The 26,266-nt window shown below is 66.5% G+C and carries 24 protein-coding genes; 19 read left to right on the top strand and 5 right to left on the bottom strand.

Annotation, left to right across the window (positions count from 1 at the left end):
- The first annotated feature begins 248 nt into the window (after positions 1-248).
- On the top strand, positions 249-830 hold the full coding sequence (locus KY49_RS10950; RefSeq protein ID WP_042584712.1) for an undecaprenyl-diphosphatase: 582 nt from the start codon (positions 249-251) through the stop codon (positions 828-830).
- Positions 831-853: 23 nt separating this feature from the next.
- On the opposite strand, the gene KY49_RS10945 is transcribed toward KY49_RS10950, so the two are convergent.
- The 4 genes from KY49_RS10945 to KY49_RS38095 form a co-directional block, all read right to left on the bottom strand.
- On the bottom strand, positions 854-1,072 hold the full coding sequence (locus KY49_RS10945; protein ID WP_042584711.1) for a hypothetical protein: 219 nt from the start codon (positions 1,070-1,072) through the stop codon (positions 854-856).
- A 196-nt stretch (positions 1,073-1,268) separates the two neighbouring features.
- Positions 1,269-2,087 carry a siderophore-interacting protein gene (locus tag KY49_RS10940; protein WP_042584710.1) on the bottom strand — a complete coding sequence of 273 codons (819 nt, stop codon included), beginning with the start codon at positions 2,085-2,087 and terminating at the stop codon, positions 1,269-1,271.
- Positions 2,088-2,118: 31 nt separating this feature from the next.
- Complete coding sequence (locus tag KY49_RS10935; RefSeq protein WP_042584709.1) at positions 2,119-2,826, bottom strand: PadR family transcriptional regulator; 708 nt, start codon at positions 2,824-2,826, stop codon at positions 2,119-2,121.
- A gap of 162 nt (positions 2,827-2,988) precedes the next feature.
- The gene (locus tag KY49_RS38095; protein ID WP_157639629.1) at positions 2,989-3,597 is read right to left on the bottom strand and encodes a hypothetical protein; all 609 of its coding nucleotides are present in this window, start codon (positions 3,595-3,597) and stop codon (positions 2,989-2,991) included.
- A gap of 331 nt (positions 3,598-3,928) precedes the next feature.
- Here KY49_RS38095 and KY49_RS10925 point away from each other — a divergent pair, with 331 nt between their 5' ends.
- From KY49_RS10925 to KY49_RS10875, 11 genes are all read left to right on the top strand, one after another.
- The gene (locus KY49_RS10925) at positions 3,929-4,756 is read left to right on the top strand and encodes an alpha/beta hydrolase (RefSeq protein WP_042584707.1); all 828 of its coding nucleotides are present in this window, start codon (positions 3,929-3,931) and stop codon (positions 4,754-4,756) included.
- A gap of 313 nt (positions 4,757-5,069) precedes the next feature.
- Complete coding sequence (locus KY49_RS10920; RefSeq protein ID WP_042584706.1) at positions 5,070-6,200, top strand: trypsin-like peptidase domain-containing protein; 1,131 nt, start codon at positions 5,070-5,072, stop codon at positions 6,198-6,200.
- 33 nt (positions 6,201-6,233) lie between these two features.
- A complete protein-coding gene (locus tag KY49_RS10915; protein WP_042584705.1) occupies positions 6,234-7,361 on the top strand; it encodes a phosphoribosyltransferase domain-containing protein in 1,128 nt (375 codons plus the stop codon).
- Positions 7,351-8,109 carry a hypothetical protein gene (locus KY49_RS10910; protein WP_042584704.1) on the top strand — a complete coding sequence of 253 codons (759 nt, stop codon included), beginning with the start codon at positions 7,351-7,353 and terminating at the stop codon, positions 8,107-8,109. The genes KY49_RS10915 and KY49_RS10910 overlap by 11 nt, the downstream gene beginning before the upstream one ends.
- Positions 8,102-9,199, top strand: a complete 1,098-nt coding sequence (locus KY49_RS10905; RefSeq protein WP_042584703.1) for a cysteine protease StiP family protein — start codon at positions 8,102-8,104, stop codon at positions 9,197-9,199. The genes KY49_RS10910 and KY49_RS10905 overlap by 8 nt, the downstream gene beginning before the upstream one ends.
- Positions 9,196-10,143 (top strand): HpcH/HpaI aldolase/citrate lyase family protein, encoded by a 948-nt coding sequence (locus KY49_RS10900; protein ID WP_042584702.1) that lies wholly within the window; start codon positions 9,196-9,198, stop codon positions 10,141-10,143. The genes KY49_RS10905 and KY49_RS10900 overlap by 4 nt, the downstream gene beginning before the upstream one ends.
- Before the next feature lie 124 nt (positions 10,144-10,267).
- Complete coding sequence (locus KY49_RS10895) at positions 10,268-10,861, top strand: TerD family protein (RefSeq protein WP_042584701.1); 594 nt, start codon at positions 10,268-10,270, stop codon at positions 10,859-10,861.
- Positions 10,858-12,042 carry a TerD family protein gene (locus tag KY49_RS10890; protein ID WP_042584700.1) on the top strand — a complete coding sequence of 395 codons (1,185 nt, stop codon included), beginning with the start codon at positions 10,858-10,860 and terminating at the stop codon, positions 12,040-12,042. The genes KY49_RS10895 and KY49_RS10890 overlap by 4 nt, the downstream gene beginning before the upstream one ends.
- A 48-nt stretch (positions 12,043-12,090) precedes the next feature.
- Complete coding sequence (locus tag KY49_RS10885) at positions 12,091-12,540, top strand: tellurite resistance TerB family protein (protein WP_042584699.1); 450 nt, start codon at positions 12,091-12,093, stop codon at positions 12,538-12,540.
- Between the two features lie 75 nt (positions 12,541-12,615).
- The gene (locus tag KY49_RS10880; RefSeq protein WP_010093298.1) at positions 12,616-13,191 is read left to right on the top strand and encodes a TerD family protein; all 576 of its coding nucleotides are present in this window, start codon (positions 12,616-12,618) and stop codon (positions 13,189-13,191) included.
- A 42-nt stretch (positions 13,192-13,233) separates the two neighbouring features.
- A complete protein-coding gene (locus tag KY49_RS10875; protein WP_042584698.1) occupies positions 13,234-13,812 on the top strand; it encodes a TerD family protein in 579 nt (192 codons plus the stop codon).
- Between the two features lie 180 nt (positions 13,813-13,992).
- Here KY49_RS10875 and KY49_RS10870 read toward each other — a convergent pair whose 3' ends face one another.
- Positions 13,993-15,687 (bottom strand): cholesterol oxidase substrate-binding domain-containing protein, encoded by a 1,695-nt coding sequence (locus tag KY49_RS10870; protein ID WP_042584972.1) that lies wholly within the window; start codon positions 15,685-15,687, stop codon positions 13,993-13,995.
- Positions 15,688-16,819: 1,132 nt separating this feature from the next.
- On the opposite strand from KY49_RS10870, the gene KY49_RS34455 reads away from it, so the two are divergent.
- The 7 genes from KY49_RS34455 to KY49_RS10835 all read left to right on the top strand — a co-directional run bounded on the left by KY49_RS34455 (position 16,820) and on the right by KY49_RS10835 (position 26,261).
- Positions 16,820-18,733 (top strand): thioesterase domain-containing protein, encoded by a 1,914-nt coding sequence (locus tag KY49_RS34455; RefSeq protein ID WP_231636376.1) that lies wholly within the window; start codon positions 16,820-16,822, stop codon positions 18,731-18,733.
- Positions 18,734-18,869: 136 nt separating this feature from the next.
- Positions 18,870-19,703, top strand: coding sequence for a LuxR family transcriptional regulator (locus KY49_RS10860; protein ID WP_042584971.1), 834 nt, complete (start codon positions 18,870-18,872; stop codon positions 19,701-19,703).
- 193 nt (positions 19,704-19,896) lie between these two features.
- The gene (locus KY49_RS10855; RefSeq protein ID WP_042584970.1) at positions 19,897-21,108 is read left to right on the top strand and encodes an alpha/beta fold hydrolase; all 1,212 of its coding nucleotides are present in this window, start codon (positions 19,897-19,899) and stop codon (positions 21,106-21,108) included.
- 497 nt (positions 21,109-21,605) lie between these two features.
- Positions 21,606-23,261, top strand: coding sequence for an AMP-binding protein (locus KY49_RS10850; RefSeq protein ID WP_042584697.1), 1,656 nt, complete (start codon positions 21,606-21,608; stop codon positions 23,259-23,261).
- The gene (locus tag KY49_RS10845; protein WP_042584696.1) at positions 23,258-24,145 is read left to right on the top strand and encodes a hypothetical protein; all 888 of its coding nucleotides are present in this window, start codon (positions 23,258-23,260) and stop codon (positions 24,143-24,145) included. Before KY49_RS10850 ends, KY49_RS10845 begins: the two co-directional genes overlap by 4 nt.
- On the top strand, positions 24,145-25,266 hold the full coding sequence (locus KY49_RS10840; RefSeq protein WP_042584695.1) for a 3-oxoacyl-ACP synthase III family protein: 1,122 nt from the start codon (positions 24,145-24,147) through the stop codon (positions 25,264-25,266). The genes KY49_RS10845 and KY49_RS10840 overlap by 1 nt, the downstream gene beginning before the upstream one ends.
- Positions 25,263-26,261, top strand: a complete 999-nt coding sequence (locus tag KY49_RS10835; protein ID WP_042584694.1) for a ketoacyl-ACP synthase III — start codon at positions 25,263-25,265, stop codon at positions 26,259-26,261. The genes KY49_RS10840 and KY49_RS10835 overlap by 4 nt, the downstream gene beginning before the upstream one ends.
- The last annotated feature ends 5 nt before the right edge of the window (positions 26,262-26,266 follow it).

Genomic DNA, 26,266 nt, shown 5'->3' with positions numbered 1-26,266 from the left:
CGATGTGACCGAAGGTGAGCTTTTTCGGGGTGCAAGGTGAGGCTTTACGGGAAACGCTCCGCGCGAAATATTTCAATTGTGTGAACTTGTGTTGCAAAGCATGCTCTAAGCGCGTCCTTGCGGCCGGATGGCCGGGCATCGCCCGTCGCGGTGCCGGCCCTCGTTAAGCATTGCTTAAGCGAGCCGCTCTTAGCATCGGACGTGACCGGATGACCGGTCGCGCATTCCCGCCCCACATCTCCGGATACATGCAGAACTTCAATCTCACCCTTTTTTCCGCGATCAATGCCGGCGCGGCGCCGCAACCGGGCGTCGCGAAGCTCGCGATCTTTGCCGCCGACTGGCTCGTCTATGCGATTCCCGCGATGGTGCTGCTGACCTGGCTGTTCGGCGTGCGCACGACGCGGCGCCAGGCCATCGAAGCCGGCGTCGGCGCATGCGTGGCGCTCGCGCTTGCACAGGTGCTGTCGCATTTCTGGTTCTCGCCGCGGCCGTTCATGGCCGGCGTCGGCACGCAGCTGATCCCGCATGCGCCGGACGGCTCGTTTCCGAGCGATCACATGACGTTCGTCTGGAGCGTGGCGGTCGGCATGCTGCTCGGCGGCGCGACGCGCGTGACGGGCCTCGTGATGGCGGCGATGGCCGCCGCGATCGCGTGGGGGCGGATCTACGTCGGCGTCCATTGGCCGTTCGACATGGCGGGCGGCGTGCTGGTCGGCACCGCCGGCGCGCTTGCCGCGCACCTGTATGCGCGGCCCGTCACGGCGATGCTCGAGCGCATCGGCGAGTCGGTGCATGCGGTCGTGATGGGGCGTCTGCACACGCCGTAACGGGAAGGATCGGGCCGGGGCGGTCAGCCCGGCGTTCTGGCCGATTCGGCCGTCGCCGGGGCAGCGCTGCCGTGCAGCTCGGCCGTGTCTGCCGGCTGCCGCGCGGCGTCGCGCTCGAGCGCGCTTTCCTTGAGGATCGCGCACATCGCGACGAACAGCGCAAGCGCGACGGCCGCGAGGCCGCAATAGCCGGCGATCCTCAGGTGGCGAAGGAAAGGCGCAACGTGGTTTTCATTTGTCATGACCGGGCGCTCCTGGTGCGGACAGCGTCGACTGCGTGACGGCGACGTCGCAGACGTAGGTATATACCAGCCGCCGTGCCAATGCCAGGCCGTCCGCGCGCCGGTCGCCGGAACGCCTGTGTCGGGAGTCCGAATTTCGGGAGTCCGTCGCCGGCTGCCCGTATGCCGGCTGCCCGTCGCCGGCTGCCCGTATGCGTCAGTCGTCGAGCGATTCGTGCACCGCGCTCGCGCCGCGCTTCCAGTAGGCCGCCGCACGAATCCGCGCCTTGTCGACGCCCCGTTCGCCGGTCAGATGCTGCCGCACCGCGCGCATCGCGAGCGCTTCGCCGGCCGCCCACACGTAGCCATCGCCCGTCGGCAGCGGCAGGTCGCGGACGGCGTCCAGCAGCGCGTCGCCGCCGCCCGCCTGCGCTTCGTCGCGGAAACGCCAGATCTCATGGACTTCCGCGCGCGTGTCGAATGCGATTTGCGCGCGGCGGTCCGCGACTTCCAGCACGACCGCCGCGCGCGAGCCCGCGGGCAGCTCTTCCAGGCGTCGGGCGACGGCCGGCAGCGCGGTGTCGTCGCCGATCAGCAGATGCCAGTCGAAACCGGTCGGCACGACGAACGAACCGCGCGGGCCGCCGATGCCGAGCCATTGGCCGACGCGCGCCTGCGCGGCCCACTGCGACGCCGGGCCCGGGTGGTTCAGCACGAATTCCAGATCCAGTTCGCACTTCGTACGATCGAAGCGCCGCGGCGTGAAGTCGCGCGCGACGGGCTTCGGCTCGCCGTCGGGGAACACGGGGCCGTCCGGTCCCAGGGACGGCAGTGCGGGGCGTTCGGCGCCGGGCGCCGGCAGGAACACCTTCACGTGATCGTCGAACGACGCCGATTCGAAATCCGCGAGATCGGGGCCGCTCAGCGTGACGCGCAGCAGGTGCGGCGTCACCGCGTGAATGCGCGCGACCTGCAGCAGGCGGAACTTGAGGGGGTGACGCACGCGCGTCACGGTGAGGTCGGGGTTGTGTTGCATCAATCTGCGCTCCTTGCTGAAACGATTCGGCTTACTCGCCGGTGCGGCCTTCGATTTCGGCGGTCGCGCGCCGCAGGATCGCGGCGATGCGGCGCTGCTCGTCGGCGGACGCGCCGCTCCTGTGCAGCAGCGCATGCTTCAGCGCGACGCGCGCTTCGACGAATTCCGGCAGCCAGCCGCCTTGCGATTCGTCCGCGGTTTCGCCGGCCGTTTCGCCGGCGAACGCGCGGCGCATGAATTCCATCTTGCGCGCGAGATGGGTGAGGCGTGCGAACAGCGTGTCGATGCGCTCGCGCTGCGCGTCGAGGTGCGCGCGGCCGGCGTCGGTGAGCGCGTAGCGCTTGCGGTTGCCCTCCGCCTGCGACGCGACGAAGCCGACTTCCTCCAGATAGGTCAAGGCCGGGTAGACCATGCCGGGGCTCGGGCTGTAGAAGCCGTTCGAGCGCGTGTCGAGCGCCTTGATCAGCTCGTAGCCGTGGCTCGGCTGGTCGGCGAGGAGCGCCAGCAGCATCAATTGCAGGTCGTCGGCGCTGAACTGCCGGCCGCGCGGCATCGCATCGTCGCCGCCGAATCCCCCGAAACCGCCGGGGCCGCCGCCAAAGGGCCCGCCGCCGCCGAACGGATCGCGGCCGCGGCGATGGCGGCCGATCGCGTGCCAGAAACCGGTGAACCAGGCGGGGGCGGATTGCGCACCGTACCCGTCGCAACGGGCGTGGCCGCGGAAGTGACTGTGTCGCATGATCGAGTCCTATATGTCGGAAAACATATCTAAAGATATATATCGAAAGATAGGAAGTCAATGCGGAATATTTGGGGTGGGATGGACTGGACTTGCAGCGAGCTTTGCGTGCGCTACTTCAATTCGCCGACGCAATCCAAAGATGAAGACGTATTCGCAGTTTCAGTCAAACTGAAATGCGTCCCCATATTCACGCCATACGCGGTGAAGGAGTCGACTACGACGAGTTGGTACGCGATGTCGCCGACCGCCTGAAGGTCGCCTACCACAAGGCCAAGCCCCGAGCGTATCGAACCGGCGATCCTGCAGAAGCTGTTCGCCGACGCGCCCCGCGTCGATGCGCACGCCGAGTTGCACGTTGTCCGCGCTATAGCGGAATGCCGACCGCGCATTCGACGCGACGAGCACCGTCGATCCTGTGCCGCCCACCTGTTCGACCCGGCCGCTCCGGGCTTCCGAGTGTCCCGCGAGCGTGGTGAGCACGAGCGCGAAATTGCCGCAGATCTCGGGCTGGATCGAAATGTCGGTGCCGTACGCGAACCATGTCAGCGCCATGCCGTTGCCGTCGAGCTTGAACATGGTGACGGGCGTCGTGCGGCGTTCGCCAGCCGTGAACCGATATGGACGATAGATCCGGCCGATCCTGGTGCGCGCGTGCTCGAGGTCATCGGACTGGAACAGCAGCGCGCCACGCGGAATATCACTACCGGGCAAAAGCGGCGGGAAATGCAGCGTCGGCGGGTGCGGACAGGGAGGATGGCCGTTCATCATCGGGCTCCTGGTAGCGGGCCGCACGTTGTCACGGATAACGAAGGATGGCGCTTTTCTGATACTGGCGGTGCAACCGCGATAGTCACCGGCGAATGTTCGGGGAACGATGGGACCGTATGCGATGCTCGGCCGCGGTGAGCGACCCGGATGATCGGAAATTGCACACACGGAACATAACGAAGGGCGCGCGGGTCTTCGGCAAATGATGGCGCGTTTTCGATACGGATGGCGCCGCTGCGATAGTCCGCGGCGAGCCTTCGTGGAACCATGGCTGACGCGTGCCGCGCAGCCGGCACGTCCGTCTATCCTGGAAGCCGATGAGGACACGAACATGACGACGCTTTATCGCGGCATGAACCGCGCGGCGCTCGACGCTGCTTACAACAACGTCCAGGCCATTCCCGATTTCCCGGCCGTAATGGCCGATTTTCAGGCGCGCAGCACCGGGCTATACGAGCAGGCATCGTGCCGCCGTGACCTTCGCTATGGCGGTAGCCCGCGCGAACGATACGACTGGATCGCGTGCGGGCAGCCCGCTGCGCCGACGCTCGTATTCATCCACGGCGGCTATTGGCAGAATTGCGCGAAGGAAGATTTTGCGTTCATCGCAAGCGGCCCGCTCGCGAACGGGTTCAATGTCGTGCTTGCCGAGTACACGCTGGCGCCCGACGCTTCGATGACACGGATTGTCGGTGAGATCGGCCGCCTGCTCGATCATCTTGGCGCTGATCGCGACGCGCTCGGGACGAAGGGGCGTCCGCTCGTGCTGTGCGGCCATTCGGCCGGCGGCCACCTGACTGCGATGTATCGCGGGCATCCGGTCGTGACGAGCGCACTGCCGATCAGCGCGCTCGTCGATCTCGAGCCGATCAGCCTGTCATGGCTCAACGACAAACTGAAGTTGTCGGCCCGGGAGATCGATGAATTCAGCCCGTTGAGACATATCGGAAAGGGCGTGCCGACGATGGTCGCGGTCGGCGGCGCGGAATTGCCGGAACTCGTGCGGCAGTCGGACGAATATGCGGCCGCGTGTGCGTCCGCCGGAGAGGCGGTCGAGTTGCTCCACGTACCGGGCTGCACGCACTTTTCGATACTCGAAACACTCGCGCGTCGCGACGGGTGCCTGGCGCAGGCGCTCGTGACGGTCGCAGGGCGGTGATGCCGCCTGGTGCACATGGCTTCCCCAAGGCAGGTCGCTCGATATCGTTCTTCTTCAACAATTTCAGATTGGTGACGACTGCGTGAACAGTTCAAACGTTATGGCCTGCCCGCCGAATTTCTCGATTTTTTTGAGCCGGGCAATTTCCTGATTCAGGGTTCACGGCGGACCAGCACCGCCATATAGCCGGAACCGTCAAGACGGGTTCGTTTATCGTCTTACAAAATGCCTTAAGTTTGATACCATACCGCGACTATTTGTATGGCGGTTGTATTGTTTCTGTATGGGTTCGGACTCAAGGAGCGAAGCAGGAATGATGGTGCTGGCGCCTGGCGCAAACACCGCTTTAGGAGCACCTCAATGTTCCTGGACGCTGGAATGCGCGAACCCCGCGGCCTTCGGGGAATATGCTGCAGTCGCTCTACTCCCGGTTGACGACAAGCGTCAGCCCAAGGGGGACGCGGCCCTGTTCCAGGTCGAACGAGGCTGGATGGCATGGAGCGGCAGCCGCGAGAGAATCGGCTGCCGACTGGACCTTTCCGCACTTCCGGCCGGCGCGGACCGCGTACTCGTCGTCGTGTACACCTTCTCGGCCATCGGCCCGGTGCGCGAGCTCCGCTCCCTTCGCCTGCAGGTCGACGACCAGATCGAGTTCAGCCTGAACCTCTCCGAGAACGGCGAATCAGCAATCATCATCGGCGAGTTCTACTGCCGTAACCAGCAGTGGAAGTTCCGCGCGCTGGCCGAAGGCTCCGCCTATGGACTTTCCGCCCTCGGCCGCAGGATCGGGCTGGCTGTCGACGACGCCCATCCCGATCGTCGCCCACGCTCCTCCGATTCGTGTCGCGCTGCCAGCGGCACCGGCTTCGCCATCAGCACGACGCACGTCCTCACCTGTGCGCATGTCATCGAGGACATGCAGGAAATCCACATCGCTTCCCTCGAGGGCCGACACCGCGCGGAGCCCGTGGTGGTGGACCGCCGCAACGACCTCGCGCTGCTGCGCGTCCAGGGGGCGCCCGTCTTCAAGCAAGTTTCCTTCAGGGACGGCACGGGCTGCGACCTGGGCGAGCAGGTGGTCGCCATGGGCTTCCCGCTGGCCGGCCTGACCGGCGGAGGCGTGCAGGTCACGCAGGGAGGTGTCTCCGCTCTGTTCGGCCTGCACAACGACGCCAGCCTGCTGCAGTTCACGGCCCCGATCCAGCCCGGATCGAGCGGCAGTCCGCTGTTCGATACGTCCGGCGCGGTCGTGGGGATGGTCACCTCGACGGTGCCGGATGCCCAGAACATGAACTTCGCGGTGAAGGCCGGCCTCGCGCTGGCCTTCCTGGATGCCTGCGGCGTCGTCGCCTCCAGAACCCCCTCGGGCAAAACCTTCACCACAGCCCAGATATCCCGCGAGGCGCAGCAGTTTCTATGGCGAATCGAAGCGCGGAACCCATAGAAGCACATTGACTTGAATCCCGAGGAAGCAGTTATGGAAAGCCATGCCGTACCCGTGTCCCTCCGCGCACAGCTGATGCGGGGACTGCTCGAAGTCAACGTCGACGACGCCGTCCTGCCTCCGTCCGCCCTGTTCGGCTTCGCCGAGCGCCGTAACCCCAAGCGGGCCTTCCTGTTCGTGTCCAAGGTCCTGGGTCGGCACGTACCGGTTAGCCCGTCCGTCATGTCCGCCAGCTTCGAGCGCCTGGCCGCGGAGATCCCGGCGGACCTGCCCGGCCCGGTGCTCGTGATCGGCATGGCAGAAACCGCCGTCGGGCTCGGCGCCGGCGTGCACCGTGCATTGAGCGCAACCCGGCCCGATACCGTCTACCTGGTCAGCACCCGCCATCCGCTCGGCACCGAACTCTTCGCTCGATTCGACGAAGAGCATAGCCACGCCAGCGCTCATCTGATCCACATGCCGGTCGAGCCGGAAGTCCGGGAGATGATGCTCGAGGCCAGATCGCTGGTGCTGGTGGACGATGAAGCCTCCACCGGCAAGACCTTCGTCAACCTGCATCGCGCGCTGGTGGAGGCCGGCCTGACGAAGATCGAGCGGGTCGTCACCTGCGTCCTGACCGACTGGTCCGCAGGGGCCGTCGGCAAGGCCATCGGCGAATCGGCCACGTCGGTGTCGCTGATGAAGGGTTCTTACCGGTTCCATGAAGACCCGTCCGCGCCGCTGCCGGACATGCCGGACGTGGGCGCGGTGTCCGCCGGTGAATGGCGGCTCTCCCCTCGGAACGACTGGGGACGCCTGGGCGTGCGCAACGTGGAAGACACCCTCGCGCCGGACCTTCAGGTCGCGCCGGGCGAGAAGATCATCGTGATCGGCACCGGCGAATTCGTGTGGCGGCCCTTCCTGCTGGCGGAGCGCTTGAAGCGCGCCGGCGCGGATGTCCACTTCAGCTCCACCACCCGTTCCCCCATCGCACTGGGCCACGCCATCGAGCACGCGCTTTCCTTCCCGGACAACTACGGCCTCGGCATCCCGAACTTCCTCTACAACGTGAAGCCCGGCCAGTTCGACCGGGTGCTGATCTGCACCGAAACCCCCGCGCAGGCGCTGCCCGCCGAGCTGGTCGATGCCCTGGGCGCGGAGGTGATCGTCGATGAGCAGTAAGCGCCCGCTGGTGCTCGTCGATCTCGACGACACGCTGTTCCAGACCGCACGCAAGATGCCGGAAGGCATCCCGCGCATCCCGGCAACCGTCGATGTCGACGGCCGGCCAAACGGCTACATGACTCCGGTGCAGCAGGCTTTCGTCAACTGGCTGCTGGCATCGGCCGACGTCGTTCCGGTCACCGCGCGCAGCGTCGAGGCCTACCGCCGCGTGAAGCTGCCGTTCACGCACGGCGCAATCTGTTCCCACGGCGGCGTGATCCTGCGTGCCGACGGCACGCTCGATCAGGACTGGCACGGCCGGATGGCGGAAGCGCTCCGGACTTTCCAGAATCGTCTGCCGGCGCTGAGCGAAGCCACGTTGCGGATCGGGCGGGACCTTGGCATCTCCCTGCGCGGCTGGGTTGTGGCTGAGCATGGGCTTTGCCACTACGTGGTGACCAAGCACAACGAATCGGACGACGCAGTGCTTTCCACGGTGCTTGCCGAAGTTCAGGCCCGAGGGCTGCTGGACGACATGCACATCCACGCCAACGGCAACAATCTGGCCTTCCTGCCCGACGGGCTGGCCAAGCGCCTGGCCGCTCTGGAATGGCTGCGACGCGACCGCGAACTCAACGGCGAACGCCCGGTGCTGGGCTTTGGCGACAGCATCACCGACCTCGGTTTCATGGACCTCTGCCATATGTGGGCCACACCGGCCCGGAGCCAGTTGGCGAAGGCAGCGGAGGGCCTGATCCATGCGTGATCTTTTCGCCTCCTTCATGACGGTCGGCAGCGGCAGTTATGCCCCGGACGACGTGCATCTCCTGCTGCAGCGCATGCAGATGCAGGTGACGGACGTTCAGGAGAAGGAGCGCCTGATCCAGACGAACCGCAAGCACTACTCCGAGATGATCAGCCTGGAGCATGCGCCGACCGAGTTTCACCAGCGTCTCTATGCGCGCGCCCTGGCGCAGAACGGCAAGCGCATGGCCACGGACGTGCAGTCGCTGGCGCTGGCCTTGAATGCTGCGTATACCGGCGCGAGCATCGCGCTCGTCTCCTTCGTGCGCGCCGGACTGCCGCTTGGCGTGCTGCTGCGCCGCGCGCTGGTGGCGATGGGGCGCGACGCGCGCCACTACGGCGTCAGCATCATCCGCGACCGCGGCATGGACACGGTTGCCCTCGAAGCGATCGTCCGTCTCCACGGTGCGGAGAACATCGTTTTCGTGGATGGCTGGACCGGCAAGGGCGCGATCTCCGGCGAACTCGCGCGCGCGCTCGGCGCGGACACGCGCTTCCCGGAAGATCCGCGCCTCGTCGTGCTGGCGGACCCTTGCGGCCGCGCGTGGCTGGCCGCGTCGGCGGAAGACTGGGTGATTCCGTCAGGCATTCTGGGCGCCACCGTATCCGGCCTGGTATCGCGTTCCATCTGGCCGGCGCAAGGCGGTCTGCATGGCTGCGTGGTCTACGACCACCTGCATGAGCACGACGTCACCCGTGACTTCATCGAGCGGATCGAGACGGCGCGTCGCGCATTGGGCGAGGTGCCGCAGGCGTCTCCGTGGACTGCCGATCAGCGCCTGATGCTTCAGGCGGAAGCAGACAACGTGGTGCATTCGCTCGCGGCGCGCTTCGGGATCGCCAACCTGAACCGCGTGAAGCCCGGCATCGCCGAGGCGACGCGCGCCGTCCTTCGCCGCGTGCCTGACCACGTCCTGGTCCGTGATCGCGGCGACAGCGACGTGCAATTGCTGATGCACCTCGCCGAGCGCGCCGGCGTGACCGTCGAGGAAGCGGGTTCGGCCCTGGGCCCGTACCGTGCAGCGACCCTCATCCGGAGTGTGAACGGATGAAGGCCATTTCGCCGTTCGCCCTCGGGGCGACCCTGTACATGCCGGCCACCCGCAGCGACATTCTGGACGTGGTCTTCGGCAGCAAGCTCCCCGAGCTTCGCTCGCTCGTGGTGTGCCTGGAAGACGCCGTGGCGGAGATCGATGTCGAGCGCGCGCTGGGGAACCTGCAGGCGCTGCTCACGCAGATCGACGTTCGCGGCGGACGTTCTGCGGAAGGTCCGCTCGTGTTCGTCCGGCCCCGCGATGTGGGCATGGCGGCCGTGCTGAACGACTGGCCGCTGATGAAGCACGTGGACGGTTTCGTGGTGCCGAAGCTGACCTTGAAGTGCCTGGGCGCCTGGGAGAAAGCGGTCAGCAACCCGGACCTGCTCCTCATGCCCACGCTCGAGACTGCCGACGTCTACAACCCGGGTGCAATGGTGGAGCTGGGCCAGGCGCTGAAGGCCAGCCTGAACGAACGCATCATCGCGCTACGGATCGGCGGCAACGACCTCATGGGCTGCCTTGGGCTTCGCCGCAACCCGGCCAGGACGCTCTACGACACCCCGATGAGCTATGTGATCCCGATGCTGGCCGGCGTCATGGGCGCGCAAGGTTTTTCGCTGACCGCGCCGGTGTTCGAGCAGCTCGCCACGCCGGCACTCCTGCAAGCCGAACTGGAGCTGGACATCTGTCACGGGCTGGTGGGCAAGACAGCGATTCACCCCCGCCAGATCAGTCTCATCCAGGACACGCTTCGCGTCAGCCTGGAGGATCTCAACGCCGCCAGGCTGATCGTCGATCAGGGTGCGCAAGCCGTGTTCAGGCACAACGACGCGATGTGCGAACCCGCCACCCATCACAAGTGGGCAGCCAACATCCTCGAGCGCGCCAAATGGCTTGGGGTCAAGCCCGCCGAGGCCGCCGGTGGCGAGCCCAGCATCCGCCTGGCGGAGGCCAATTGATGCCGGCGACATTTTCATCCCGCGTGGCGGCGGGCCCGCCCGCGGTTCAAGAAATCGGGCGCCGGGAGAGCGCCTCGACCTCTCAATCCCGACCGAACAACGAAGATCAACAAGGAGCGTAATCATGGCACTCACCCTGAGCAAGAATCAGAGCATCTCGCTGGAGAAAACGGCCGGCACCGGTCTGAGCAACGTCAGCCTGGGCCTGGGCTGGGACCCCGTGAAGCCCAGCGGCTTCCTCGCCAGGATGCTGGGCGGCGGTAACGACTCGATCGACCTCGATGCCTCGTGCATCGTTCTGGATGGCGACTACGCGCCCATCGATGTCGTCTGGTTCCGCCAGCTGGAATCGAAGGACGGCTCGATCGAACACTCCGGCGACAACCTGACCGGCGACGGCGATGGCGATGACGAAACCATCCACGTGGACCTGCAGCGCCTGCCGGCCAAGGCGACGCATCTGGTCTTCACCGTGAACAGCTTCCGCGGCCAGACCTTCGATCAGGTCGAGAACGCGTACTGCCGCATCCTGAACGAAACCGACAACAAGGAGCTCGCGCGCTTCAACCTGGCCGAGAAAGGCCGCCACACCGGCGTGGTGATGGCCAGCCTGAGCCGTGCGAGCGGCGGCTGGGAGTTCAAGGCGATCGGCCAGTCCACCAACGGTCGCACCGCCGAAGACCTCGTCAACCTGGCCATTCAGGCGGTGCGCGCATGACCACGCTCCTGCCTGGCGGCAATGCGCCGGTCGCCACCGGCCCACTTCGCGTCGACATCCACTACGCGCCGATCCCGGGCGCCGATATCGACATCTCCGCATTCGCGCTGACCACCACGGGCAAAGTCCGCGGCGACGGCGACATGTGCTTCTACGGGCAGACCAGCATCCTGGGCGGGGCCGTCCAACTGACCGGCAGCGCCGCGGGTCGCGCCGAGTTCACGCTGGACCTCGGCCGTGTCGACCCTGCGGTCGAGAAGATTGCGCTGACCGCAACCATCTACGAGAACAAGGCCGCCTTCGACCGCGTGTCGACCCTGGCGCTGGCCGTCACCGGCGGCATCGAAGCCCAGATCCCGACCGGCGGCATGAGCGAGACGGCGCTGATCCTCGGCGAGTTCTATCTCCGCCAGGGCGCCTGGAAATTCCGCTGCGTCGGTCAAGGCTTCGCGGGTGGCCTGGAGCCGCTGGCCAAGCACTTCGGCGTCGACGTTGCCGCTCCGGCGCCGGCTTCGGCGCCGACGCCGGCCCCGGCGCCCGTTCCTCCGGCGCCGCCGAAATCGACGGTCAGCCTGAGCAAGGTCACGCTGGACAAGACGCGCTCCAGCATCAGCCTGGACAAGCCGGCAGCCGGCTTTGGCGAGATCAAGGTGAACCTGAACTGGAACCGCGGCAGCGGCAGCGGCGGGGGCCTGCTGGGCGGCCTCTTCGGCAAGGGCAGTTCCGTCGACCTCGACGTCGGCTGCCTGTTCGAACTGCAGGACGGCTACAAGGGCGTCGTCCAGGCGCTCGGCAACTGCTTCGGCGACCTGAATGACGAGCCTTACATCCAGCTCATGGGTGACGACCGCACCGGCTCCGTCGCGGGCGGCGAATGGCTGCACATCAACGGCAAGCAGTGGAGCGAGATCAAGCGGATCCTGGTCTTCGCGTTCATCTACGAAGGCGCCCCCAACTGGAAGGCGACCGACGGCGTGGTGACCGTCTTCGTGCCCGGCCAGCCCGAGATCGAGGTGCGGCTGAACGAGGAAGGCGGCCGCCACGGCATGTGCGCGATCGCGCTGCTGGAAAACGTGGGCGGCGCCGTCAAGGTCACCCGCCAGGTCGACTTTCACCGTGGGCATGACGATATGGACCGTGCCTACGGATGGGGGATGCGCTGGCGCGCCGGCTCCAAGTAACGAGATATCCGGCGGGGCCGAGGCGCCCCGCCCAACGAGGAGGAAACCATGCTCGAGTGGCTGAAAACCAACGCGGCGAAAGCGCGCGAAACCTTGACGACGGAAGTCGCCAAGTTCAAGAACCGGACCTTCATGGAGGCGGTCGCCAATGGCTGCGCGCTGATCGCCGCGGCCGACGGCGTGATCCAGTCCGAGGAGAAGATGAAGATGGTCGGCTTCATCAACAACTCCCCGGAGCTCAAGGTCTTCAACCTGACCGATGTGATCAAGGTCTTCACCGACGCCTGCGCGAAGTTCGAGTTCGACTTTCAGATCGGCCAGGCCGAAGCGCTGAAGGCCATCAGCAAGATCAAGGGCAAGGACGGCGAAGCGCGCCTGCTGGTGCGGGTGTGCATTGCCATCGGCGGCTCGGACGGCAACTTCGACGACAAGGAGAAGGCTGCGTGTCGCCTGATCTGCCTGGAGCTGGGCCTGAACCCGGCGGATTTCGAGCTCTGACGCACTGTCCATTCGGCCATGCGCAAGCATCGGCCGACAACCCGTAACCCGTAGCAACCACAAGGAGCTGTACGCATGGCACTGACTCTTCAAAAAGGCGGCAACCTCTCCCTGTCCAAAGAGGCCCCTGGCCTGACCAAGATCCTGGTCGGCCTGGGCTGGGACCCGCGCGCCACTGACGGCACCGAGTTCGACCTCGACGCCAGCGCCTTCCTGCTGGGCGCCAACGGCAAAGTCCGCGGCGACGCCGACTTCATCTTCTACAACCAACTGAAGAGCCCGGACGGCTCCGTCGAGCACACCGGCGACAACCGCACCGGCGCCGGCGACGGCGACGACGAGGTGATCAAGGTCGACCTGAGCCGCGTGCCGGCCGATGTCGACAAGGTTGCCTTCACCGTCACCATCCACGACGCCGACGCTCGCAAGCAGAACTTCGGCCAGGTCAGCAACTCGTTCATCCGCATCGTCAACGAGACCAACGGCGCCGAGGTCGTCCGCTACGACCTCGCCGAGGACGCTTCGGTCGAAACCGCGATGATCTTCGCCGAGCTGTACCGCCACAACAACGAGTGGAAGTTCCGCGCCGTCGGCCAAGGCTACGCCGGCGGCCTGCGCGCGCTGGCCAATGGCTACGGCATGAGCTTCTGATCGCGCAACGCAACGCAATTCAACTGAACGAGGAATCTCACCATGGCTGTAAGTCTGTCCAAAGGCGGTAACGTCTCCCTGTCGAAAGAAGCCCCGGGCTTGAGCGAAGTGCTGGTCGGCCTGGGTTGGGACCCGCGCGTCACCGACGGCACCGAGTTCGACCTCGACGCCTCCATCTTCGTCACCGGCGACAGCGGCAAGGTCCTGAGCGACGCCGGCTTCATCTTCTACAACAACAAGAAGTCCGCCGACGGCACCATCGAGCACCTCGGCGACAACCGTTCCGGCCAGGGCGAAGGCGATGACGAACAGGTCGTCGTCAAGCTGACCGGCCTGGCGGCCGACGTGAAGAAGCTGGTGTTCGCCGTGACCATCCACGACGCCGAAAGCCGCAAGCAGTCCTTCGGCCAGGTGTCCAACGCCTACATCCGCGTCGTGAACAAGGCCGATGGCAAGGAAATCGCCCGCTACGACCTGTCCGAAGATGCGTCCACCGAGACCGCGATGATCTTCGGCGAGCTGTACCGTCACAACGACGAGTTCAAGTTCAAGGCGATCGGCCAGGGTTTCGCCGGCGGCCTGAAGCCCCTGGCTGAAGCCCATGGCGTGAACATCGGCTGACGACCGTCGATGGAGAAAGCCCCGGCGGTCTGAACCGGCTCCGCAAAGTCGGACTGTTTCGACGGCCGGGGCTGACTGGGCCGGGTTCCGTATTGCACGGGGCTCGGCCCTTTTGGTTTATCGGGGCGTCGTCCGCGCCGCGCGCAAGCCAAAGCGCAGCGCCGACGCTCGCCGATACCGCTACGGCATCAACCGATCCAGCAGCGGCGACCGGAAGATCCGCTGCGGGTCGTAGCGCTCGAGGGTCGCACGCGCCGCGTCCCAGTTGCTCGCGGCGGGCTGGCCCGCACTCTGCAGATTCGGGATCGTGGTGGTGATCATCGTGTCGTCCTGCCACGCGGCCGTGTCGGTGTAGGCCCAGCCCTTCGACCATTCGGGACGCACCGTCGCATACGCGCCGCTGTAGTTCGAGAGCATCCACTGCTCGATCTCGCGATAGAAGCGATCGGCGGCGGGCGTGCCCGGCAGCGTCAGGATGTCGAACCAGACGGCGACGTCCCATTCCGGATGGTCGGGCCGCGGCTTGAGCGCGGACAGCGTCGGGACCACCGCGCCGGCGCCGGCATCGGCGGGCTTGTCGAGGCCGGTGATGCGGATCTCGACGGGACCGTTCATCGGGTATTCGCCGCGCGCCTTGTACGCGTCGACGCGGTTCTGATAGTACTGGACGAACTCGCTGACCACGCGCTGCACGTCGGCGCGCCGCGCGAGCACTGCGTAGCCGTTCGCGGTGACGCGTAGCGTCGTCGGGCGGATGTACTGCAGCACGGTGCGCGACCAGCCCCAGATGTCCACGCTGAGCGTGAGCCCGAGACCGGCGGTCGTGATCGCGTATTGCGTCTGGCCGAACAGCGGCGTGAGCGAGCCCTCGCCGCCGATGATGATCCGCTTGACGAGATCCGACAGCGATTGCGGGATCGAATCGGAGAACGGGTAGTTGTACGGCTGCGTGACGGCGCGCGACAGCAGCGGCTTGCTCGGCTGCAGGGTCCAGACCTTGAGCCACGGGCAAGTCGTGAACGGGAACCAGATTGCTTCCAGCCGGCCCGACTGATCGAGAAACGACGCGACGGTGCGGCCCTGCGAGGCGTTGGCGGAAAACAGTTCGGAGGCCGGAATGTCGATGAAGCTCTGGCAGCGCAGCCGCTGGTTCGGCCCGGCCGCCAGCGTGACCTCGACGACGAGCGCCCGGCCGATGTGCGCGAGGAACGCGCCGATGTCGGGATCGTTGCGCTGGAACGTGCGCAGCGCGTATTGCCGGCTGGCGGGATCGAACACGACCGCGGTCAGCGAGAGCACCAGGTTGCTCAATGAGCCGTAGGTGTGGCCGGGCTGCAAGGTTTCGCCGACCGCGGGCACGGCGGTGCCGTGCGCGTCGATCGCGAGTGCGCCGCCGAGTGTAATGTCGCCCGGCGCGGGCGCGGCGACGACGCCGAGGCCGTAATCCTCGAGCTTTGCGAGCAGCGTCTCCAGCGAGACGCCCGTTTGCGCGGTGACGCGCGCCGGCCGCGTCGACGTGTCGACGGACACCGCGGTCAGCGACTTCGTCGTGTCGAGCAGCACGAGGTTCGCGGGGGCGACGCCCGGATCGAGCGTCAGCGGCGACCAGTTGTGCATGTAGCCGCGCGGGCGCACCCGGTAGCCGTTCGCACGCGCCCAGTTGACCGTCGCGACGACGTCGTCGGCGGAGCGCGGCGCGGCGGTCCATACGTCCTGCACGACGATCTCGCCGCTCCAGTTCTGGAACGCCTGCTTGTAGAGCGGGATGTCTCCGGGGAAGCCGGGCGGCGTCGCGCCGGCCGTCGCCGCGTTCGCGGCAACCTGGTAGATCGGTGTCCAGCCGGCAACGACACCGGCGGCCGCGAGCTTGGCCATGTCGGCGAGGAACGCGCGACGCGGCTTGGATTCGTCTCGGAAGTCGTGATTCAAGGTGTGCTCCAACTATTGGAATTGTTTTGCAGATGGATAGGCCAAAGACAACGAGTTGAGACCGCGGGTGGTGCTGTTTCAGCGGAACGTATGCGCGTGCAGATTCGCGCGTTGGCTGGCCGGGAGTGAAAAACGATGCGCTCCGGAATGTTTCGAGGCGCTATATCCGACGATCGTCAGAATAATGATGGTCTGGGAATGCCTGTTTTCATGGTTTCGGGGTATTAAATAAATTCGGAAGCAGTTTTAAATCGGTTGACAATTTGATTTTTACGGCCACCAAGGTTAGCAACTTGTATTCGCAGCGGCAAGTCATTGGGTGATCGAGGGGAATCGGGTTGTATTGCCATGATTATTGCGGTTTCGAGAATATTCTGAACTATCGTTTCCGCGCGAAGTTTTGTGTCAAGAAACGATCATCTGATTTATGTGTGTTCTGCAACGTCGATGTCATATTCATCGGAAATGCTATCCGGGCCGTCCGTCGGGGCTGGGCGCGTGAGCGAGCCGGTGCCGGGCGGCCGGCGGACAATTCATGTCAGGCTGCGTGGCACATCGAATCGATCGTTGAATGAATCGAAACAGTTCGCTGGAAAGAAACGGCCTGGCGTTTGCTGATGCGTATCTCATGTTGATCGCATTAAGCCTTAATTGTTCTGAATAAGGCGTCTTTGAAATGGATGTTTTAGTGTGTGCGCAAGAGTTTTCTACCGAATTTTGCCGTGCACAAAGGAAAATTTTCCCGATTTGGCTGAGATCGAACGCGCGAATCGATCGGAAATTCCCGGGAATTCAGTGGCTGGGTCGTTTAGTTATATAAAAAGAAACATTTTACTAAATGCAAAATTTTAAATTCATCGCTATCATGCTCGACTAGGATGTGCCGGAGCCAAATTCAATGGGAATAATCGTTTCGTTTTGCGGAAACGATTTTTCGCCGGGTCTGTCGGCCGGGCGGCCAATCAGCAAAGCTCAATGACGGAAGTCGTCTCGGCGTTTTTTCGCAGCATTTGCCAGTAACGATCGTTGATCAACGCGACGCCGCCGGCATGGCGCCGTCGAACACGGAGGGAACATCGTGTCTGCTTCACGCTTGTCATCGGCCTTGTCGATCGTCGATGACGGGGTTGCGGTCGCCGCGCCTGAAGATCGATCGTATGCGCACCGCATCTTCTGGATCGCGGGCTATGCACGCTCGAGCGACGGCGCGCGGCGCGTCTCCGAGCATCTCGGCGCGGGCTGGCGCGTGTGCGAGCTGGACGCCGACCCGTCGTGCGATGCGCCGTCGACCGTCGAATGGCTTGCCGCGCGCCTGCTCGAACGCATCGTCGCGCTCCAGCCGCGCGGGCCGTACCGGCTCGCGGGCTGGGCGTCCGGCGGCCTGCTCGCCTACGAAGTGGCGACCCAGCTGGCCGGGCGGGACGAGACCGTCGCGTTTCTCGGCATCGCGGATGCGTCGCTGTCGACGGCGGACGCGGCCGCCCCGCCCGGCCATGCCGCCGACGTGCCGGCCGGCGAGCGTCTCGTCGAGCTGGTCGCCGAATCGAATGCAACCGGCGGCGTTGCCGCCCGTTCGCGCGACATGCGGTGGGCCGAATGGCTGCGGCTGTTCGATGGCGAAGCGGACGGCGGCCAAGCGAATGGCGGCCAAGCGAACGGCGGCGGCGCGAGTGCGATCGATCCACGCGAACTGATCGCGGACGCGGCGACGTCGGATTTTGCCGAGATCGCGTCCCGGTGCCGCGACGCGGGGCTGCTGCCGCCCGGGTTGCGCGGCCTCAGCGATGCGCAACTGCTGCGATGGCTCGACCGCTGGGCGGCGCTCGATCATGCGTTTGCACACTACGAACCGTTTTCGCTGTCGATGCCGGTTCACTGGTTCGAGCTGCGCAGTGCCGGCGCCGCCGCCGCGCTGCCGGATCGTGCGGACGGCTGGGCGGCGCGGCTCGAGCCCGGCGAGATCCGCGTGGTTGACGTGCCGGCGCGGCACGCGTCGGCGGGCGGCGCCGCGGCGGCGCTCGGCCGCGCGATCGCGCATGCGCTGCAGGACGAGCGCCGCGCGGCGGCCGGGGGCGGTGAGCAGAACGCGCACCCGCCGGAGGCGAGCTATTCGCCGCACCTGCCGATCCAGCGCGGGGCGCCGGGCTGCAGGCCGGTCGTGCTGATTCCGGGCGCAGGCGACAACGTCGCGACGTTCCTGCCGTTCACGATCGCAGTGGAGCCGGGCTGGCCGATGCACGGCCTTCAGCCGCGCGGCCTCGACGGCGTGCTCGCGCCGTATGCGAGCGTCGACGTCGCGGCGACGGCATACCTGCCCGTCGTCGAACGGCTGGCGGCCGACGCGCGCGCGCCGGTGCATCTGATCGGCCATTCGTTCGGCGGCTGGGCCGCGATGGAAATCGCGTGCCGGCTGCAGGCGATCGGCCGTCCGCCCGCGTCGCTGACGATCGTCGACACCGAGGCGCCGGCGTCGGCAGGCCGGCTGGGGCGCCAGTACACGTTCGCGAGCGTCGTGTGGAATCTCGCCCGCGCGCTCGAACAGGCCACGGGCCGCCCGCTCGGCATCGAGCGCGATGCGCTGTTTCGCGCGGACCGGCGCGGGCAATGGGCGATGCTCCATCGCGGGATGGTCGACGCCCGCATCATCCGCAGCGGCGCCGGGCTGCATGACGTGCAGGGCATCGTGCGCACCTACGGGACGGCGCTGCGCACCGCGTACCGTCCGGCCGACGTCTATGCGGGGTGCGCGACGCTCGTGCTCGCCGCCGACGGTGACGACGCGGAGCGCGGCTTCGTGCCCGATGACGTGCTGTCCGGCTGGCGGCGCTTCGCGCCGCGGATGGCCATGTGGCGCTGTCCGGGCAATCACTACACGATGATTCGGCCGCCGCACGTCGAGCGCTTCGCGCAATGGTGGCAGCAGGCGGTGCGCGGCGACGGCGATCCTGCTGCGGCCGCCGCCGGGGCCGCGCTCGGACTGGCATCGAACTGACATGAAAGAAAAGGGCGCTGTCCGGCGCAAGCCGGACGGCGCGCGATGGCAGCGCAGACGCATCGCGATCCGCGCTGCGCGCGACTGCGCCGGCGGCGCGTCGCTGCGTTCAGGCACGCAATACAAGGAGAGTCAGATGGTCGAAATCTTCACGAAGCTCGGAAAGGTGATTTCGAGCGCGGGAAGCGAGCGGTTCGCATCCGACATGCACGCGCTGCTGGCCGAGTCGATTCCGCTCGCGATCACCGGAATCAGCGAATGGACGCTCAACGAACCGGAAGGCAAGGTCGTCGACGTGCAATCGCTCGGCGCGTCCGGCGCCCCCCGCGACGATCCGCGGATGGTGCCGCACGCGGCGCAGGTCGAGCGGGACCCGGCCGGGCATCCGCTGCTGAACTGGATCGTGAGCGCCAGCGACCGGCAGCTGATTCACATCAACCCGCCCGCGCGGCGCGGCGACGGCAGCAATACGATGCCGCTGCGCGAGACGGGCGCGGGATTCCAGTGTCATCTCGTGTCGCGCAAGGCGAATCGCCGCTACGTGATCTCGCTGCATCGCACGTCGTCGCATCGCGACTTCTCGTTGCAGGAGATGTCGTTCCTGAAGAACTTCGCCGATACGCTGCTGCCGCTCGTCGAGTGGCACGCGTCGACGTGGCGTCACGGCACGGTCGCAGGCGCGGCACCGCGCGATCCGGCGGCGGGCGCGCCGGGTGTCGAGGCGCTGCGCCGCGACTTCGAATCGCGGCTCGCGCGCTCGGCGGTCGTGCTGTCGGCGCGCGAAAGCGAAGTGTGCCTCGGCCTGCTCGCGGGCAAGATGCTGCGCGAGATGGCGGGGGAGCTCGGCCTGAAGGAGAGCACGGTCGAGACCTACATCAAGCGCGCGGCGGTCAAGCTCGGCATCAGCGGGCGGCACGGGCTCAGGAAATGGATGATCGACGAACGCGTGCCGTGCGCGTCGGCTGCGTGACGAAGAACTGCGTGACGGACCGCTGCGGGACGGCGGCGTCGCGAATGTTCGCCGACAGAGCGCCGACGATCGCGACGCCCGCACGTGTCCCGGCTTTCCGTTGCAGACATTCCGGCGCACGGGTGCTTCAATCGACGTGCCGGGCGGCGCGCCCGGCGCGCCTGTTTCGTCATCGATCGCCTGGAATCCCTTCATGCACGAATCGACCGCCGCCGCACTGGACGCGTCCGACTCGATCCTCGACTTGCGCGTGCTGAGCACGATCCGCGCGTTCCGGCATCTCGCCGCGAGCCTGCCGGGGCCGGTTCGCCTGTGCCTGTTCGACGATGCGTCCGATCGCCCGGCGTCCGATGCGCGCGACGCGCAGCGCGTCGTCGCGATCGCGTTCGCACGCATCGGCGCGCGCGACGTGCGGTTCGAACCGGACGGCGCGACACGCCTGTCGTCGTTCGAACTGTTGATGAGCCGGCGCATCAGCGCGGCGTTCGATTACCGCTACGATCACTTCGACACGCCGCAGCGCCTGGCCTGCGCGCAGCGCGAGGCGGAAGACTTCGACTTCGATGTGCTGAGCGCCGGCGTCGAGCGGGTGCGGATCGCACGCGAGGCGGGCGTTTCGCTGTCCGCGTATGCGGGCTCGCATCGCGACCGGCCCGCGGTCGTGCTCGCGCTGCCGTGCGGGATGCCGCTCGACCTGTGCCAGCGCTGGTTCGACGCGCTCGCCGAGCGCCACTTCGTGCTGACCTGGGAAACGCGCGCGCTGTTCGGCGCGTGCGATGCGTTCGACGCGGCCCGCACCGACATCGACGCGCAGGTCGACGACCTGTTCGCCGTGATGGACCGCTTCGGCGTCGATCGCGCGCACCTGATGGGCATCTGCGGCGGCGCCGTCGTCGCGTTGCAGGCGGCGCTCGCGCAGCCGGCGCGGGCGGTGTCGCTGAACCTGTGGTACGGCGACTACAACCTGTCGGACGACGCGCTGCGGACGATGCATCAGCGCAACTACGCGTGGCTGATGGAAGCCGCCGCGCAGGGGCGCGACGTCGCGCAGGACCTGCAGCGCAGGTTCGCCGATCCATCGACGCTCGCGACCGTTCCGGCCGAGATCGCGCACGCGGCGCTCTATCCGTATGCGAATGCCGAGCTGATGTACCGGTATGCGAAGTTGAGCGATGCGCTCAACAAGGTCGACGCGCTTGCGTTGCTGCCGCGCGTCAGCGTGCCGACGATGGTCGTCGCGGGCGACGACGACGAGATTGCGCATTGCGGCGGTTCGGTGTTCGCCGCCGGGCGGATTCCGGGCGCGCGGCTCGAAGTGGAGGTGGGCGGCAGTCATCCGAAACTGTTTCGCGCGTCGCCGGTGTCGGCGGCGCGCGCGCTCAAGTTTCTTGCGGGCCACGCGTGACGCGCGAAGCGCCCGATCGATCAGTCATTGCTCTGCGTTGCGAAATAATTTAATTCAGCAGTGCGATTCGTAATCTTTTTTATTTTGATGATGTCGGTTTCGCGCAAAGATTTGAATGATCCATCTAGCTTCACATGCGCCTTGCATTTAGAATGCCGACAAGCTTGCAAGATCATTACTTTGATTTGAAAATTGTTTACTTTGGAATTCGGAATCCTGAGTTTATTGCATTGAAATGAATTGATCGAATTGCTTTCGTCGCGCTCGTTTGTTTTTCAAGAATGGCGCGACGAAATACCTGCAAGTGAATCAACAGGCCGACATGTGAATGACCGGATGCGCCGTGCGCCACCCGGGGATGACATACGCCTGCCGCTTCGACAACCCCTTTTTTGCCATCGCGATTCAGGCTGCACGGAACGGGCGTGAGCATAGCGTTCGGCCGGCGCCATGCCGCTATCGCGGACTTTGAACTCACACTCTTGCGAGCGCTGACAATGGACGACTTTTGCCGCGCGAACTTGCCCCCGATCGAGGATTGGCCGAAATTCGTCTTTGATTTGCCGGGGCTGCAGTTTCCGCAATTTCTCAATTGCGCCGCCGCGCTGCTGGATGCCGCAGTCGAGGAACGGGGCTGGGGCACGCGCGTTGCGATCACGACCGAAGCGGGCGTGACGTGGTCATATCGCGAATTGCGCGATGCGAGCAACCGGATCGCCAACATGCTGATCCATGATGCCGGCCTGGTGGCCGGCAATCGGGTGCTGCTGCACGGCGCCAACCACCCGTTACTCGCCGCCGCGTGGTTCGGCGTGGTCAAGGCGGGCGGCGTGGTCGTCACGACGATGCCGAAGCTGCGCGCGGGCGAACTGTCGACCGTCCTCGATCGGGCCAGGGTCACGCACGCGATCTGCGAAGCCGCGCTGTCCACCGAACTCGACGCGGCGATGGCGCGCATGCAATGGCGTGGCGATGTCCGGCGCTACGAGACGGACGACGTTCATCCGCGCGACGGCTGGCTCAGCGGCTATTCGGATGACTTCACGGCCGCCGGGACGCGCGCGGACGATCCCTGCCTCATCGCATTCACGTCGGGGACGACCGGGGAGCCGAAGGCGACCGTCCATTTTCATCGCGACGTGATGGCGGCCTGCCACTGCTTTCCGCAGCACGTGCTCAAGCCCACGGCCGACGACGTCTTCTGCGGATCGCCGCCGCTCGCGTTCACGTTTGGCCTCGGCGCGCTGCTGCTGTTTCCGGTCAGCGTCGGCGCGAGCGTCGTGCTGCTGCCGAAAGCGAGCCCGGAACGGCTGCTGGCCGCCGTCGCCAAGCATCGGGTCAGCATCCTGTTTACGGCGCCGGCGGCCTATCGGGCCATGCTCGGCCATCTCGACAATCACGACGTGTCGTCGCTGCGCAAATGCGTGGCGGCGGGTGAAGCGTTGCCGGCGTGGACGCGCGAGGCCTGGCACGAGCGGACCGGCCTGCACCTGATCGACGGGATCGGGGCGACCGAGATGCTGCACATCTTCGCGTCGACGGGCGACACCGAGTCGAAGCCCGGCGCGATCGGCAAGGCGGTGCCCGGCTACCGTCTGGCGATCGTGGACGAGCAGGGCCGGTGTCTGCCGCCCAACCAGATCGGCTATCTGGCCGTGCAGGGGCCGACCGGGTGCCGCTACCTGAACGACGCGCGGCAACGCGACTACGTCAGGCACGGCTGGAACCTGACGGGGGATGCCGCCTACCTGGACGACGAAGGCTACCTGTTCTATCAGGCGCGCGCGGACGACATGATCATCAGCTCCGGCTACACGGTGTCGCCCGGCGAAGTGGAGCAGGCGTTGCTGCGCCATCCCGACGTCGCCGAGTGCGCGGTCGTCGGACAGATCGACGAATGGGGCGGCACGCTCATCTGCGCGCACGTCGTGCTGCAGCCGGGGGTCGACGGCTCGGAGGCGTTGACGACGCAGCTTCAGCAGCACGTGAAGGGCGTGATTGCGCCGTACAAGTGTCCGCATCGGGTTGCCTACCACGCCGGCGGTTTGCCGCGCAACGAATCGGGCAAGTTGCGGCGCGCCGCGCTCAGGCAGCAGGCCAACGGCGCGACGAGTCCCCTGAATCACGCAGTCCAAAACGAGCTAGCGCTATGAAAATTCTTGGAGCCGCGGTGGCCCTGCCGGGTGCAGCGACCGCTGCGCAACCCTATGCCAACGATTACGCCGTCAACGCAGCCAGGCAGGCGCTGCTGCAAGCCGGCTGCCTGCCGTCGGAACTGGATCTGATCGTCAGCCTGTCGATTTCGCCCAGCCGGCTCGCGGACGCGCCGTCGATCGCCGGGCCGCGGCTCGCGCACCCGGTGCAGCGCGACCTGCGTGCGCGGCATGCGGTCGTGTTCGACCTGCTCGACGCGGACTGGACGCTCGCCCTCGATCTCGCGCAGAGCCATTGCCGGCAGCTCGGCTATCGGCGCGCGCTCGTCGTTCGCGCGGAAGCGCTCGCGGACGTCGAGCAGGTCGCCACGAGCGGCTTCGCCGACGGCGCGGGCGCGATCGTCCTGACGCCTTCCGGCCATGACCGCGGCTATGCGAGCAGCTACGCGGACCTCGAGTCGCCCCCGTTCGCGACGCTCGATGCGCTGCCCGCGCGGCGCGTGAACGGCGCGCTGTCGCTGGCCCGGTTCGAGAGCCGATTCGATCACGCAACCGGCCGCTTCGACGGCGAACCGGCCAATGCGGCCGCCGCGGTGCGCGCGGTGGTCGACGAGGTGCAAAGCCGCATCGACCGGCGTGCCGCCACGCTGTTTTGCGAATCGTGGCTGAGCGGATGGCCGTCGATCGCCGCCGGCGCGGAGGGCGAATCGCCTGTCGATGTCGTCGCCGGTTCCGCGGATATCCCGAACCCGTTCCAGCTGTCCGCGTGGCTCGCGTCCCGCGTCGCAGATTCGATGTCGTTGCGTGACGATGAACATACGGTGGTCGCCATGACGCTGGATCCGTTCAGGCCGCGCATCGCCTGCAGCACGATGGAGGTCTGATGGTGCACAACGTCCGAATCGCAAGTCTCGCCTGCCGCTTGCCGGCACGCCAGGTACCCAACGACGATCCCGTGTTCGCGGGCGTCGAGCCCATTCCGGCGGAATGGTGGCAATTCTGGGGCATCGAATCGCGCTACATGATCGATCCCGATGCCGGCGAATCCGAGCTTGCGCTGGCCGAGCGCACGGCGCGCGACGCGCTCGCTCGTGCCGGCGTGGAACCCGCCGAACTCGATCTGGTGCTGTTCAACATGACGTCGCCGTTCGTGTCGGACGCCGACGGCCGGCGCCGTTTCGCGCCGCGGCTGGCGCATGCGCTGCGCGACCGGCTCGGCGCGACGCGCGCGCTCGACGCCGATGTCGAGATGGAATGCGCGAGCTTCGTGCTGCAGTTGCAGATCGCCACCAACCTCATCAAGCAAGGGCGCGTGAAGCGGGCGCTGGTGTGCTCGTCGGAGCGCATGTCGGCGGTGATCGACTACACCACCAAGTCGTCGACGAACTTCGGCGATGGCGCGGCCGCGGCCGTGCTCGTCGCCGAGCCGGCCGATCCCGACGGTGCCGACTGGCTGGATGCCGCGTACCACAGCGATGCGACGCGCTACGACCTCGCGACGATGCAGTGGCGCAACGCGCGGGCTCCAGCCGATGGCGCGGCAGTCGACGATGCGGCAAACAGCGCCGATAACCCGTTCGGCGTGTATTTCACGCTCAAGCCCGAAGCGCAGGAGCAGATCTCGCGTTTCGTTCCGGTGGCCGTTCCCGATATCGTCGAGCGGCTGCTGCACCGGAGCGGGATCGGCGCCGCCGACGTCGATGCGATGGTGTTCCACCAGCCGTCGGCGCTGATCGTGCGCGCGTGGGCGCAGCGGCTCGGGCTCAAGCCGGACCAATACGTGATTCGCGTGGCCGATTGTGCTTGCCTCGTGTCGGCCGCCGTGCCGTTCGCGCTGTACGAGTCGATCCGGCGGGGCGTGATCCGGCCGGGATCGCTGGTGGTGCTTGCCGGCGCGGCCGCGGGCTGGAGCTTCGGCGCGCAATTGTGGCGCTGGGGCGAAACCGTCGTGACCGACGCGGGCGATGCCGTCGCCGCCGTGAAGGAACAGGAGGTCCGGGCATGAGCGCCAGACTCGTCATCGCCGGCATGGGCCACGCGCTGCCGGAACGGATCGTCAGCAACGACGAAGTCGCCGGCATGATCGACACCAGCGACGCGTTCATTCGCGAACGCACCGGCGTCGTCGCGCGACGCTATCTCGCCCCGGATCAGCATCTGGCGGATCTCGCGTGCCCGGCCGCGGAACGGGCGATGGCCGACGCCGGTGTGACGGCGCACGACGTCGACCTGCTGATCGTCAATACGCTGTCGCCGGATCATCACGATCCGTCGCAAGCGTGCTACATCCAGCCCCGGCTCGGCTTGCGGGAGGTGCCGTGCTTCGACATCCGCGCGCAATGCAGCGGCGGGCTCTACGGGATCGAGATCGCGCGCCATTTCCTCGCGAGCGGCCTGTATCGCAACGTGCTGCTGATTTGCGCCGAGGCGTTGTCGCGGCGGATCGACACCAGCAACGCCGGCCGCAACCTGTCGATCCTGCTGAGCGACGGCGCCGCCGCGCTGCTGCTGCAGGCGACGGACGACCCGGCGAGCGGGCTGATCGACCTGGCGCTCGGCGCCGACGGCACCCAGTTCGACCTGCTCAGCACCGAAGCGCCCGGCGCGCGCCGCCCGCGCTTCATCGACGGCGACGACATCGCGGCCGGCCGGCACCATTTCCGGATGAAAGGCGCGCCGATGTTCGAAGACGCGACGCGGCGGATCGTCGACGCGTGCCGGCAGATGCTCGACAAGCACCGGCTGACGATCGGGGATATCGGCCTGGTCGTGCCGCACCAGCCGAACCTGCGCATCCTCGATGCGGTCATCGAGCAACTCGGGCTGCCCCGCGAGCGCTGCATGATTTCCGTCGATCAGCTGGGCAACATGGCGAGCGCGGCGTTTCCGGTCGCGCTGGCCATCGCGCGCGAGCAAGGCCGCATGCCGGCCGGGCAGCTCAATCTGCTGGTGACCTACGGCGCGGGCGCGACCTGGGCCTGCGCCCTCTATCGGAGCTGAACGAC

This window comes from Burkholderia sp. MSHR3999 (assembly GCF_000833595.1).
In the GTDB taxonomy this organism is placed as follows: Bacteria; Pseudomonadota; Gammaproteobacteria; order Burkholderiales; family Burkholderiaceae; genus Burkholderia; species Burkholderia ubonensis.
The sequence above is the reverse complement of the archived record's forward strand: the minus strand, read 5'-3'. Positions and strand labels throughout refer to the sequence as shown.